Source organism: Lysinibacillus sp. RC46, from assembly GCF_041262385.1.
Lineage (GTDB): Bacteria > Bacillota > Bacilli > Bacillales_A > Planococcaceae > Lysinibacillus.
The window spans coordinates 83814-97202 of sequence record NZ_JBGCCF010000013.1 but is presented as its reverse complement, the minus strand read 5'-3'; the positions used below and the strand labels follow the sequence as shown (position 1 = coordinate 97202).

13 protein-coding genes and 1 riboswitch are annotated in these 13389 nt (G+C 39.0%); of the genes, 6 read left to right on the top strand and 7 right to left on the bottom strand.

Going from position 1 to position 13389, the window contains the following annotated elements; translation table 11 throughout:
- Window positions 1–564 precede the first annotated feature (564 nt).
- Complete coding sequence (locus tag ABH966_RS13760) at window positions 565–699, top strand: hypothetical protein (protein ID WP_370079304.1); 135 nt, start codon at window positions 565–567, stop codon at window positions 697–699.
- 203 nt (window positions 700–902) lie between these two features.
- Window positions 903–1466 carry a beta-class carbonic anhydrase gene (locus ABH966_RS13755; protein ID WP_370079302.1) on the top strand — a complete coding sequence of 188 codons (564 nt, stop codon included), beginning with the start codon at window positions 903–905 and terminating at the stop codon, window positions 1464–1466.
- A gap of 50 nt (window positions 1467–1516) precedes the next feature.
- Here the strand turns inward: ABH966_RS13755 and ABH966_RS13750 are convergent, their stop codons facing one another.
- On the bottom strand, window positions 1517–2104 hold the full coding sequence (locus ABH966_RS13750) for a GNAT family N-acetyltransferase (RefSeq protein WP_370079300.1): 588 nt from the start codon (window positions 2102–2104) through the stop codon (window positions 1517–1519).
- Between the two features lie 162 nt (window positions 2105–2266).
- Window positions 2267–3097 (bottom strand): polyphosphate kinase 2 family protein, encoded by an 831-nt coding sequence (locus tag ABH966_RS13745; protein WP_370079298.1) that lies wholly within the window; start codon window positions 3095–3097, stop codon window positions 2267–2269.
- Window positions 3098–3299: 202 nt separating this feature from the next.
- On the opposite strand from ABH966_RS13745, the gene ABH966_RS13740 reads away from it, so the two are divergent.
- Entirely contained in the window at window positions 3300–4013 is a 714-nt protein-coding gene (locus ABH966_RS13740) for a hypothetical protein (RefSeq protein ID WP_370079296.1), read from the top strand.
- 26 nt (window positions 4014–4039) lie between these two features.
- Here the strand turns inward: ABH966_RS13740 and map are convergent, their stop codons facing one another.
- Window positions 4040–4795 carry a type I methionyl aminopeptidase gene (map, locus tag ABH966_RS13735; protein WP_370049202.1) on the bottom strand — a complete coding sequence of 252 codons (756 nt, stop codon included), beginning with the start codon at window positions 4793–4795 and terminating at the stop codon, window positions 4040–4042.
- A gap of 253 nt (window positions 4796–5048) precedes the next feature.
- On the opposite strand from map, the gene ABH966_RS13730 reads away from it, so the two are divergent.
- Window positions 5049–5192 (top strand): hypothetical protein, encoded by a 144-nt coding sequence (locus tag ABH966_RS13730; protein ID WP_370079294.1) that lies wholly within the window; start codon window positions 5049–5051, stop codon window positions 5190–5192.
- Between the two features lie 124 nt (window positions 5193–5316).
- Here the strand turns inward: ABH966_RS13730 and thiT are convergent, their stop codons facing one another.
- Window positions 5317–5877 carry an energy-coupled thiamine transporter ThiT gene (thiT, locus tag ABH966_RS13725; protein WP_370079292.1) on the bottom strand — a complete coding sequence of 187 codons (561 nt, stop codon included), beginning with the start codon at window positions 5875–5877 and terminating at the stop codon, window positions 5317–5319.
- Window positions 5878–6007: 130 nt separating this feature from the next.
- Window positions 6008–6116, bottom strand: a riboswitch (TPP riboswitch).
- Window positions 6117–6240: 124 nt separating this feature from the next.
- Between thiT and ABH966_RS13720 the strand changes: the two genes are divergently transcribed.
- Window positions 6241–6567 carry a magnetosome magnetite crystal formation protein family gene (locus tag ABH966_RS13720; RefSeq protein ID WP_370079290.1) on the top strand — a complete coding sequence of 109 codons (327 nt, stop codon included), beginning with the start codon at window positions 6241–6243 and terminating at the stop codon, window positions 6565–6567.
- A 212-nt stretch (window positions 6568–6779) separates the two neighbouring features.
- Here ABH966_RS13720 and ABH966_RS13715 read toward each other — a convergent pair whose 3' ends face one another.
- Both ABH966_RS13715 and ABH966_RS13710 read right to left on the bottom strand, forming a co-directional pair.
- Entirely contained in the window at window positions 6780–9860 is a 3081-nt protein-coding gene (locus ABH966_RS13715) for an AAA family ATPase (protein ID WP_370079288.1), read from the bottom strand.
- Window positions 9857–11014, bottom strand: a complete 1158-nt coding sequence (locus tag ABH966_RS13710; protein WP_370079286.1) for an exonuclease SbcCD subunit D — start codon at window positions 11012–11014, stop codon at window positions 9857–9859. The genes ABH966_RS13715 and ABH966_RS13710 overlap by 4 nt, the downstream gene beginning before the upstream one ends.
- Window positions 11015–11102: 88 nt before the next feature.
- Between ABH966_RS13710 and ABH966_RS13705 the strand changes: the two genes are divergently transcribed.
- Window positions 11103–12467 (top strand): hypothetical protein, encoded by a 1365-nt coding sequence (locus tag ABH966_RS13705; protein ID WP_370079284.1) that lies wholly within the window; start codon window positions 11103–11105, stop codon window positions 12465–12467.
- On the opposite strand, the gene ABH966_RS13700 is transcribed toward ABH966_RS13705, so the two are convergent.
- On the bottom strand, window positions 12448–13374 hold the full coding sequence (locus tag ABH966_RS13700) for an SGNH/GDSL hydrolase family protein (protein WP_370079282.1): 927 nt from the start codon (window positions 13372–13374) through the stop codon (window positions 12448–12450). The two genes, ABH966_RS13705 and ABH966_RS13700, sit on opposite strands and share 20 nt — an antisense overlap.
- Window positions 13375–13389: the final 15 nt, after the last annotated feature.

The following is a 13389-nucleotide window of genomic DNA, read 5'->3' as shown; positions in this document are numbered from 1 at the left end:
AATTATGCCTCGGCATAATTACATCTAGATTCAGCTTTGTGCTGGCACAAAGAACTTCTTTCACCAACTAAAGACTGAGACTTCTGTACCTGCCGCTACGCTTTCGGTACAAAAAACGTCACGGCTAAGCAAGGACAAGAAAATTTAAAATCAATTATTTCAACAGACGAAATGCACATTATTAAATAGCGTTAGTAACACACATCACCTATTGACAATCTGATTAGATGTCTCTATTTTTTTTGCAAGGGATTGCCTATAACTTTTTGTTTTGAGAGTGGGAAGCGTTGTTCATTGGAGAGCTTTGGACTAATTCAAAGCTCAGTACATTACTTTATGATTATTTCGGGCAATTGAATATAGAAAGCACTACCACGATTAGGTAAAAATAATTAACATTCCGTATTGTTAACTGGACAATTTAAGTAATTTATACCTACTAATATTAGTCTGGACTAGGTATGTTGTGGATGTCATAAATTCTCCTTAGATTTTCATAGTAACCTATTGTATAATTACTTTAGATAATATTGTAGATTATTTTAGTAGAGAGGGGCTTTTATTATGTTCATTACGACTGTATTAGGCTTTAGTGCCGTTTTATTAATCTCTTTGGCATTCTTCATCCACTACCTACAAGTTGGTTTAGATTCTAAGTCTTCAGTAACTGTAGATCCAAAACCAAACGAAAAATTTTAATTTTGTTGAAAACAGCTACATTATTGTAGCTGTTTTTTATTTATCTTCCGGCGGATTTTGCGGATACTTAATTATTTCGATTTGCTAAATAAATTACTAAACTTCTTTTTTTTCGAAAAAAATTGCGTGAATATTGTCATTATTGTTTGCATATTTATAGTTTTGCTCTAAAATAATTCCTGTAAGGAAGGGAGCAATCTTTCATGACAATGTTACAAGATATTCTTAAGTTTAATGAAGATTTCGTTCAAGAAAAAAAATATGAGCCTTTTATTACAACAAAGTATCCTGATAAGCGCATCGTTGTGTTATCTTGTATGGATACTCGACTTGTAGAGCTGTTACCCAAAGCTATGAATTTGCGTAATGGCGACGTAAAGATCGTTAAAAGTGCTGGGGCATTAGTTAGTCACCCTTTTGGTGCAATTATGCGTAGTTTACTTGTAGCTGTTTATGAACTACAAGCAGATGAGGTGTATGTTGTTGGACATTACGACTGCGGTATGAGTGCAGTTGACCCAGAAGCAATGCTAAATAAAATGGTTGCTAGAGGGATTACCCCTGAGACTATCGACACGATAGAATATTCAGGTTTTGATTTAAAAGAGTTTTTACGTGGCTTTGGTGACGTAGCAACAAGTGTAAAGAAAAGCGTCGATACAATTCGCAATCACCCGTTAATGGTTAAAGACGTGCCTGTTCATGGATTAGTAATTGATCCAAATACAGGTCGCCTTGATTTAATCATAAACGGTAGTAAACAATAATAAAAAAAGAAGCGTCTATCCTTCAAACACTGAAAGATAGACGCTTCTTTTTATTGATCTTCTAAACGTGCATACATATAATGATCCACCCATTTACCATTAATGTACAGCAGCTTTCTCAAAAGACCCTCACGCTGGAATCCAGCCTTTTCTAAGACTCGGATAGAAGGATTATTTTGTGTTGAAACATAAGCCTCTACTCGATGTAAGCCTACTTGCTCGAATGCAAATTGCACGACCATATTAACTGCTTCTGTGACGATCCCTTTTCCAATATAAATTTCATCCATCGCATAACCAACAAACGCACTAGAATACGGTAAACGTTTTACTGCATAAAGAGCGATATGTCCTATTAGATTATTTGTACTTGGCTCAAAAATACCAAAAGTAAATTCCCTCTTTGAGTCCATTAAGTATAAGCATTCTTGAATTTTTTTATATTGAGCATTAATTGTATAGTATTCAGGTCGTTGTAACGGTTCATGTGTAGACCAAAAGTATTTATTGCGACTTACGAGATCGGTTAAACTTTGTGCATCTTTTTCATAAAATGTGCGAATGTAGCATTTCCCTCCTTGAATTGATACCACATTTTCACCCTTTTTCCTTAATAATCTCCAAATTTTAAGCACCATTTTTCCACACTAACCTTCCGATAATTATCAATACGTTTTAATGCCAGAGCTCATTTACCAATGGAAGAAACACCCACTAATTGCAGTTTTACTTTATTGTATGTAAAAAAAGATGCTGCTACAACTAAAACATCTCGTCTTGTTGTTACAGCATCCATAATATTATTTCACTTTTTGTTTTTGTTTTTTAGGCTTCTCCTCTAGCAATCCAAGGCTAGATGATTCAGCATCTTCTAAATGTGCTTTGCCTAATACATTCGTTAAATGAAGGCCACGTTTTTTTGCCTCACGTTCAATATGTGCTAATGTTTCTTGCAACACCTGTACACGAGCATATTGTTTATCGTCACCTGGTACTAGAACCCATGGCGCACTTTTCTTATCGGTCTTCTCAAACATTTCATTCGCAGCTTCTATATACTGAGGTGTTTTTTCACGATTTCGCCAATCTTCATCTGTTAGCTTCCAAGACTTATACGGATCCTCTTCACGTTCTTTAAAACGATTAAGCTGCTCCTCATCAGATACTTGAAGCCAAAACTTAATAACAATATAATCTCCTGATGTTAAAATCTTTTCAAAATTATTAATTTCTTCGTATGCACGAGACCACTCTTCTGTTGTTGCAAATCCTTCAATACGCTCAACTAATACACGACCATACCATGAGCGATCAAAAATAGCGATTTGTCCATGCTGTGGCAGCTTTCGCCAAAAACGTTGTAAATAATTATAGCGTAGTTCATGAGGCTGAGGTGCTGCAATTGGATGCACGACATAGCCACGTGGATCGGCACGTTCAATTAGACGCTTAATAGCGCCTCCCTTGCCAGCAGCATCCATACCTTCAAAAACTAAAATTAACCCAATTTTATTTTTTAATAAAAACTGTTGAGCATTTAACATTTCATATTGGAGTACTTTTAATTTCTTTTTATACATTTTCTTATCCAGTTTAACTGATAAATCTAGATCATTTAAATTTTGAGTCATTAAAACTTCACTCCTTACATTTGAATATTCTCATTGTACTAAAGAAATATATGAATAACTATTCAAATGGTAAATTGTAGATATTTTTAACGAAACAACACGATACATTGTTGGAAATTTCCGTTATAATGAAAATATAATGTTACAGTCCTATACTTATTTGTCTTTTCCCTATACAATTTAACACGAAGGGAGAGAAAACATGCCTCGATTTTTTTTGATGACAATAACTTTTATTGTCTCACTCATCCTAACCTTTTCATCCTATTTCATGAAAATAAACGATCATTCTTTTTTAGAGATCTTAAATCGTTTTCCAGTAATATTTGCACCGTTTAATGTTAGTTATATGATTTGGATTGTGGTTTACATATTACTTGGTTATTGGTTAGTCATGAACCTAAAAAAGACATCTATTCAACAGACTGTTCTCTATAGTAGCATATGTATTATGCAGGCGTTAGCAATTGTTGTTTGGCATCACGAACTATTTATCATGTCAATTATCAGTACGTTTGCTTTAGTACTGTATTTATTTAAGTTGTACAAAACGTACCCTCTCAGCAATAATTCACTCACAGGTCGTATACCCTTCTCGATTTATTTAGCCTGGGTTACATTTAGCCTAATGACAAATGTAAGCTTTACGCTAACATCTTATCAATGGAATGGTCTTGGCCTTAGTGATCCACTTTGGGCAGTTATTTTACTAACAGTTGGAGCAGCAATAGCGCTACATATTGGATTCCATTATTTTGATATTATCTACCCAAGTGTATTTATCTGGTCCTATATCGGGGTCGCATTACATAATGGTTTTGATGAGCTACTTGTGACAACTGCAGCCTTGTTTTTATGCGGAGTGCTACTTGTCGGTATATTATTTATTAAAAAAAATCCTGCCTACCAAAAATAAATTGGTTAGCAGGATTTTTAGCTTTTTTATTGTTCATCTAGAGAAGTTAAAATAATTGGTTTGTCTTTAGTAACGATAATTGAATGCTCGATTTGAGCAACTAATGATTTGTCTGGCGTAACGAATGTCCAGCCATCACCTGACTCTACAATATGCTCCGCTTTCGCTGAGATAAATGGCTCGACTGCAAGCACCATGCCTTCTTTCATAATTGTTGAATCCCAAGCATCGTAGTAGTTTAAAATATGATTTGGCTCATCGTGTAAAGAACGACCTAAACCATGACCTGTTAGGTTCATAATCACTGTTAAATCATTGGCATATGCTTCACGCTCAACAGCTTTACCGATTTGGTTTAATTTTGATCCAGCTTTTACTTTTGTCATCGCACGGTCGAAAGCACTTTTAGCTACGCGACATAACTTTTCTTTATCCTCATAGCCATCACCAACTACAAATGAAATGCCCGTATCAGCAAAATAGCCATTTAATGAACCAGATACATCAATATTTACGATATCTCCCTCGTTAATCACACGTTTACCTGGAATACCATGTGCGACTTCCTCATTCACACTAATACATGTGTATCCTGGGAAATCATACTCCCCTTTAGGTCCAGAAATTGCTCCTGCTTCTGCAAACATACGACCTGCAATTTCATCTAATTCAAGTGTTGTTACACCTGGTTTTGTAGCAGCCTTCATTGCCTCACGAATTTCAGCACAAATACGGCCGATTTTTTTAAATGCTTCAATCTCTTCTTGCGTTTTTACAATCATTTTTAACGTCCCTTTCATCTAATGTCTATTCATTAATATAACATAACTTTTTATACAAAAAACGCTAAACGCTTTAAATATTATATGCCATCATGAATTGTAAAGTGCTGAAAAACAGGCTCTTCACTATAGCGTGGGGTTGATTTCCGTTCCGACTGGGCGCTTTGTAGCTGACGCTTTGCTTTCGCTACAGAAACACATTTGTTGCTGTCGCTTCGCTTTCGCACAGAGCAAAGCTTCCTGGGGGCGTCCGATGAGCCGCTTGGGCCAACACGATGTTGGTCACGAAGGCGTTATCACAGGATGTGATGGTTTTAGCCTTCGTTCCTCTATCGCTAATCCCCAAGGAGTCGCCCAGTCTCCACTCCAATCAACTATATCCATGGATACGTTTTAACAAATGCCATCCCTATCTAGCTCTAAAAATCCTCCGCCTTTTGGATTCTTTTTAGGGTATAAAAGGTGGGTGTTCTAGTTTCAATATTAATAAAAACCCTCCACTTATGTGAAGGGCATAATCATTATGATTTTCGTTGCATTAATTGAGGTGCTGCTGTAAATAGTAGAACACCGACAATCGCTGTTAAAATCGTTGCTGGTAGCATATATGTTCCATTGTAGATGATTGAATAAATCCACGCATTTTGATCGCCAGCATACTCTGAGAAAAATACAGCGCCCGCAATGGTATGTGCTGCATAACGTAAAAAGCCCGCTAATACAGTTCCTACAATAATATAAAGTGCCATTTTCTTTTTGTTTAAATCTTTGGCAGCATCGAGCACTGGTCGGCGAACAACGGCCGCCAAGCCTACTACTGTAAAGGCAACACCATAATCAAGTAATCCTTGTAGCCAATGTATAATATAGGCGCCAAACATTGTTTGCATCACACCAATAAGTAATCCCGTTGTCAGGCCAGGAATAAGGCCCCAGCGGAATGCTATTAAAATTATTGGTACCATCACTAGACTAACAGAGCCGCCTTGTGCCCATACTTTAAAGGAAACCTGATCTAGTACAAGGCCAATCGCTGCGAATATCGCAATCTCCACAAGCATTAAAAGTTTTTTATTGTCCATAAGTATTCTCTCCTTTGTTCCGATGTAGGATACAAGAGCAGGAATAGAAATCAGTTGGCAAATATGTCCCTATCTGGCATCAATAAAGATAAAAAAACGATGCCAGGACAGAGCCTCACATCGTAAAAGTGTCGGTTTCTATCCACAATCCCTACGCAAGTGTTAACTTACAGGTTCGAAGAGTCAAGGCATTACGTGCCCAGTCTCAGCTGACATCATCAGCTCCCCTTGTGGTCGTTACATCTTAATTTAATTGAACAACCTCATTGTACGCAAACACTGTTACGATTACAACCTCTTCCACATTTTTTTTTGAAACTTTATCGTTTTTCATGCGTAAATATTAAAAAAGGAGGTACTACTATGGAGAACCAAAAAATTTTATCTGCCTTTAGTTATCTCAGTATTTTATTCGCACCCTTTATTGTGCCATTAGTCGTTTACTTTGTTACAAAAGATAGCGACGTAAAGAGGCACTCTATTCGAGCACTGATTTCGCATATAATTCCAGTCGCATTCGGAATCATATTCTTTGCAGTCTTTGTCTTCTCAACTTTATCATTCAACACCAATTTTGACGGTAGTAATAATTTTCTTATCATTTGGTTTGCTTCATTCGCAATTTACATTCTCGTTTCATTAGGAGTCGTTATTTGGAATATTGTTCAGGCTGTTCGCGTGATCCGATAAGTTTCATCTCAACCTCTCCTTAAACAGATAGTACTTAAGGAGCTGTTATTTTGTGAAAGTATCTAAAGTTGTTAAAACCGCTGTAAAATTAGCACCTATCGTTATCCCGATTGTCAAAAAAGTAATCGCTGCAAAAAAAGGAACAAATCCTAACGTAACAAAAAAATAACAAAAAAGGCGTATTTCCACATAAACAGAAATACGCCTCTTTGTTATTTCACTTCAAAATATGTTTGACTGTGACCGTTCATTGCTTTTTCAACATGCAACACAGCAGGCATTGTAGCTTTTAACTCTGCAACGTGTGAAATGACTCCAATCATGCGTCCGGAATCTTGTAAATCAATAAGCGTATCAATCGCCTTATTTAATGCTTCTTCATCTAGAGAACCGAAGCCCTCATCAATAAACATCGTTTCAATGCGGATATTACCTTGAAAGCTTTGAATGACATCTGCCATCCCAAGGGCAAGACTTAAAGAAGCATTAAACTTTTCTCCCCCTGATAGTGTTTTCACATCTCGTAATTGATCTGTATAAGCATCATACACATCTAGTCCAAGCCCACTTTGCTTAGCATGCTTTTCTAAGCGATCTGAACGTCGTAGCTCAAATTGACCGTTGGATAAATGATAAAGCCGGACATTTGCTGCCTCTGTAATTTTATCTAAATAATTGATTTGAATATAACGCTCAAAAGACAGCTTTTTCGCATTCTGTCCATTTAACATTGCATAGAGCTCCTTCACTCGTCCTGCCTCTTTTTCAAGTAAATGAATCTCCCGTTCGGTCTCCTCAACTTTTTCGATAAAGTCTACACAAGCCTTCGCAAATCCTTCCATTTGCTGCAATACTTTGAAGGCTTCCTCATATGTGACACGCAGCATCCCTAGCTTTTCTTTCATTACCGTTAAATCTTGTTTCTCTTGCCCTTTAAGGTGCTTCTCGCCCTCAGTAATTTGTACCTGTAATGTGTGGATTTGTAGTGCATAATCATTGCAAGCCTTCCGTAAAGCTTCTATTTGCAGCATGCTCCGCTTCCCAGTAGCAAATTCTTCATAGTTTTCAAAGCCCGCTTCCGTCATACTTACTGAAAATTGCTCGCGCTTTTCATCCATTTTCAGCTTTAATTCCTCAAATGCCTGTTTCGCTATTTCTACGGTCATTCTAGCATTATTTGCTGCTTCCTTGGCAGATTGCAGACTTTGTTGGCTAATATTCCACGCGGTTTGTAACGCAACCTTTTGTGACCCTATTTCAGCGATTGCCTGTTTCAATGCTTGCAGCGTCTTAAGATTTTCTGGAATATGCTTTTGCTGCTCTTCCACAATTGCTTGTTGCTTAGTCAATTCCTTTGTCTTCTCAGCTAAATATTGCTCTAGTTTTAATTGCTTTTCTTGTAGCTGCTCCATTCGTGTACGATGATCTTTTTGTTGCATACGTACATCAGACAATTGATTGCTCACTACTTTTAAGATTGTTATTTGTTGCTCTACGTTTTGCAAGGAAGCTACAATTTGTGTTTGATTCGATTGATCAATCTCATTCGTCTCTATCTGTTCTAGCGCCTCTTGTAGAAGATGCTTTGTAGAGTTCAATAAAGCTTCTTTTTCTAAAAACTTGCGCTCATCAGTACTAGCCTTTCCTCGTAAAGCCTCCACCTCTGCTAATTCGATCATCTCTAATTGCTCACGATGTGTTTCGAGATGTGTTGTACTACCGCACACTGGACAAGGCTCTCCGTCCTTAAGTTGCTGTGCTAAAATACTTGCCTGACTCGCAATCCATTGTTGCTCCAGCTTTTGAAGAGCCTGCTTACTTTCTTGATAATGGACATTAGTAGTGGCTACATCCTGCTCTGCCGTTGCAACCGCTCTCGTATATTTTTCAACTTGCGCTAGTAACGATACTTGCTCTTTTAGCTTCGGTAGCTGTTCTAAATAACTTTCATATGGCTGAAGTTGATTTTCATATTGTTCAATTGTTTTTGCTAATTGCTGAACTTGCATTTGTCCTGTTTCTACGATTTTACTATTATCGTCTACTGCTAGCTTTGCTGTTGCAACATATTGTTCAGTTATTTGCATTTGCTGCAGATTATTCTCATACGCCTCGAATGTCGGCAATAATGCTTGTAGCTGTAATTCCTGTTGTAGAACATGTTGACGCTCAGGTTCTTTCGCCTCTTCAACGTTAAACTTTTCCTGTGCTATTTTTAACTGAGCTTCTGTGTTTTTCTGCTCTGTCATCGCTTGCTGATAGGATTGTTCTTTACGATTTTGCTCAGCACGCAAATCGATACATTGTTGCTCAAGTATGACAAGACGCTCTGCCTTCTCTGCTAATGCAATTTCGCGTTCTTTTGCGCTATATATATCTTGTTCTTTTAGCAACGCTTGTAGGTGATTCTGACGATTAGTTTGCTCATCAAATTGCTCATTCAGTGTTTTCGCTCTACTATAAAATTCTTGCTCTTTTTGATGATGTGCATAAGCCTCTTTATAGCGTTGCTGTTCCAATTGTATACATTCCGTATAATAGGTCTGCTCCTCTTCCAGAGCCTTCTTCAGCTGATGCATATTTTCAGTATTATTAGTAATGCAAGTAAATAAAGATGACGAACGCTGTGGTAAAGCGCCTGCAATTTGGCCAAGAAGATGTTCCTTTAATTGTTGAGCACGCAGTAAATCACTTTCCGCTTCTTTTCGTTTCGCATCAAGTCTTTTTGTCATCGCACCAAAGCGATCTGTTTTAAAAATTTTACGCAAAATAACTTCTTTATTCGTAGAATCTGAGGTTAACAGCTTGCGAAATTCACCTTGTGGCAGCATAACAATTTGACTAAACTGATCCTTTGTGAGGCCGATAATATCCTGTAGCTTTTTATCTACCTCAAGCGTTTGCTGCTTTTCTACAATACTATAATCAAGCGTGTCTCCTTTGATTTCAGCCAGTTCAATTTTCTTACCAGTAACACTTTTGTTTGTTGCTTTAATATGACCTGGCTGACGTAAAATTTGATAGACTCTATCATGCATTTCAAAAACGAGCTCCACTGCAGTATACATATCATCATCTGCAAACCCACTTCGTAGCATAGCAGTATCCTGACGATCTTCACCGCTACCCGATCCGTAAAGTGCATAGCATATAGCATCAAAAATCGTCGTTTTCCCAGCACCTGTTTTTCCAGAAATCGCAAATAGACGATGTTCACCTAGCTGTTGAAAATCAATAACCTCTGTATTTTTATATGGACCGAATGCAGTAATCGTTAACTTTAAAGGCTTCATTTTACTGTCTCCCGCTCCTCATCTAATAATTCTTGTAGCATTTCTGTAAATAGACGCTCTGTATCTTGATCTGGCTGTACGCCAATTATATCTGTAAAAAATGATCGGAATAAATCGATGTCTTCTATTTTCTCTGTCTCAATCGTCTGAATTTCATGTGATACCTCTTGGCGTGCTACTTTTCGCTCAACATGCATCGCATTAGGAAACACCGTACGAATACGTTCCATCGGCGAAGTTACTGACGTAGCATCTGTTAGTCGTACAAATACATAATCATCACTAGGTGGTAATTGCAATAAATCATCCATTAAGCTCTCTACCACACGTAAATCCCGTCTCGCTATAAGCTTACGTTTTGTGACAGTGATTTCTCCTTGTGCATCTAGCTCCACTATTAAAAAGCCCTTCTCATGTAAGTGCTCAGATAATGAATACTTCAATGGAGAACCGGCATATCGAATCGTTTCATTCAACACAAAATGTGCTTTATGCAAATGTCCAAGTGCTGTGTAATGAAAAGGCTTAAACAATGCTGCATTTATGCAATCCGAGCCTCCTATTGATAAAGGTCGCTCAGAATCACTCGTATTCGCTTCCTCTTCTCCATACTTCGTCACAAAGGCATGTCCTACAAAAACATTACGTTTTGTTGAATCTAAACTTTGTCCAATATGGTCGACAATTTTTTCCATCGCCTCTTGATGAGATCGAATGGAATCATCCTCTAAAATAGTCCGTACTGAAGCCGGCTCTGCATATGGTACGAGATGAAAATGTACTTCACCATACTCATCATTTAAAACTACCGGTGCATGATCTTTCGTAAATTGGCCTTTAATATGTAAGCCACTATCACTCATTAAACTACTGCCAAAGTTCAAGCGACCTGCACTATCGTGGTTCCCCGCAACCGCTAACACGGGGATTTTTTTATCAAGCACAATTTCCGCCAAAATATCATTTAGTAAATTCACTGCCTCAATAGGGGGCATCGAACGGTCATATAAATCACCTGCTATAACGATAACATCTGGTTTTTCCTCATCTATGGCTAGCATAAATTGCTGTAAAATATATTGTTGATCCTCCGTCATATAGACGCCTTGTACAAGCTTTCCTAAATGCCAATCTGCTGTATGAAATATTTTCATTCTTTGCGCCTCCTGTCTATTTCATTTTATCACGGCTGATGGATTGATTGTTTTTCCTTTTATTAGTTTGATAAAGGTTCCTCATATAATGTGGGAGCTGAGGTGTTGGGGTATCCGTCGCTCCGGTTCTTTCCATCGCTACGGGGGTTCCTTCCGGCGCTTCGGCAATTCTAACCATCGCTTCACAGATTTTTTCCGTCGCTCCGGGGGTTCTTTCCGTCACCCCGGTTTTATCCGTCGCTCTGACGATTCTTTCCGTCGCTTCCACTGTTTTATCCGTCGCTCCAAAGATTTATTCCGCCGCTCCGGGGGTTCTTTCCGTCACCCTGGTTTTATCCGTCGCTCTGACGATTCTTTCCGTCGCTTCCACTGTTTTATCCGTCGCTCTGACGATTCTTTCCGTCGCTTCCACTGTTTTATCCGTCGCTTCAAAGATTTTTTCCGTCGCTCCAGGGGTTCTTTCCGTCGCCCCGGTTTTATCCGTCGCTCTGACGATTCTTTCCGTCGCTTCCACTGTTTTATCCGTCGCTTCAAAGATTTTTTCCGTCGCTCCGGGGGTTCTTTCCGTCACCCCGGTTTTATCCGTCGCTCTGACGATTCTTTCCGTCGCTTCCACTGTTTTATCCGTCGCTTCACAGATTTTTTCCGTCGCTCAGAGGGTTCTTTCCGTCGCTTCGAGGGTTCTTTCCGTCGCCCCAGTTTTATCCGTCACTCTGACGATTCTTTCCGTCGCTTCCACTGTTTTATCCGTCGCTTCGGCAATTCTATCCGTCGCTTCGAGGGTTCTTTCCGTCGCCCCGGTTTTATCCGTCGCTCTGACGATTCTTTCCGTCGCTTCCACTGTTTTATCCATCGCTTCAAAGATTTTTTCCGTCGCTCAGAGGGTTCTTTCCGTCACCCTGGTTTTATCCGTCGCTCTGACGATTCTTTCCGTCGCTTCCACTGTTTTATCCGTCGCTTCAAAGATTTTTTCCGTCGCTCCAGGGGTTCTTTCCGTCGCCCTGGTTTTATCCGTCACTCTGACGATTCTTTCCGTCGCTTCCACTGTTTTATCCGTCGCTTCGGCAATTCTTTCCGTCGCTTCGAGGGTTCTTTCCGTCGCCCCAGTTTTATCCGTCACTCTGACGATTCTTTCCGTCGCTTCCACTGTTTTATCCGTCGCTTCAAAGATTTTTTCCATCGCTTCAGGGGTTCTTCCGTCACCCCGGTTTTATCCGTCGCTCTGACGATTCTTTCCGTCGTCCCGGTTTTATCTGTCGCTCTGACGATTCTTTCCGTCGCCCCGGTTTTATCCGTCGCTCTGACGATTCTTTCCGGCGCCCCGGTTTTATCTGTCGCTCAGAGGATTCTACCCTTCGACCCGCTGATATCATCCGTCGCTTATATTTTGATAGATATTCAACATAAAAAAGAGCATCTTTGTCGATGCCCTGTTACAAATAGTTATGATTAAAACGTTTTGCTCTTACCTTCTCCATAAAAGCAACGTATCCTGTAAAACCTTGAATGGCACGCGCAGTAGGTTTTGGCGTTTCTTTTTCTTCTTGTTTCTGCTCTGCCTTCGCTAGTTGTTCTAAAATCTGCTCAAATGAAATAGGGTTAGGCTTTGGCAGTTCGTTTGAAGAAATGGCTAAAGCTTTACTTCCACTATATTTATGTAAAAATGCATTTGCCATTTGGCGATAGCCTTCAAAATTTGGATGTACGTCAGAAATATTGGGTAAAAAGTTTGTTGCGTTTAACCCAAAAGCATCATAGACGTTTACATAAATTGCTCCGGCTTGCTCTGCCTGTTGCTGTAAAATCTTATTTAACTTTACAAGCTGTGCATTTGTGCCTTCTTTTTGCGTAGCGTGAACATTTGGATAGGCAAAATAATAGCCCATTACATAGACCTTAGCTTTAGGTGCTCGCACTTTCAACTCATCCAAAATCTCCGCCATATTTTTTCTGGCAATGTTTAATGCATAATCTGTTTGCAGCTGCGTAAAGGCTAATGTACCTGCAGTTGGATTGACCTGCACTAGACGCAGTAAATCGTTGGCACCTGCCGAAATAGTAATAAGTTTTGCATTAGCTAGTAAGTCACTCGCTTCCTCTGATTGTACTCGTTTCAAGACATCAGCTGTTGTATAGCCTGGGAAAGCGAGCTCCTTTGTATAGAAACTTAATTGCCCAGTCATTCTTAATCTCATAGCAATTAAATCACTATAGCCTGTATCAATCTGTTGATAAGGTGTTTGACCAGCCGCCAAGGAATCTCCAATTGATAGGTAGTTTTCAGTATGAGCAAAAGCAGATGAAGCACAAAATACCATCATGAATATAGCTGTACCAATTAAGCTTAGTAATCGTTTCATCTGCCCAACTCCTTT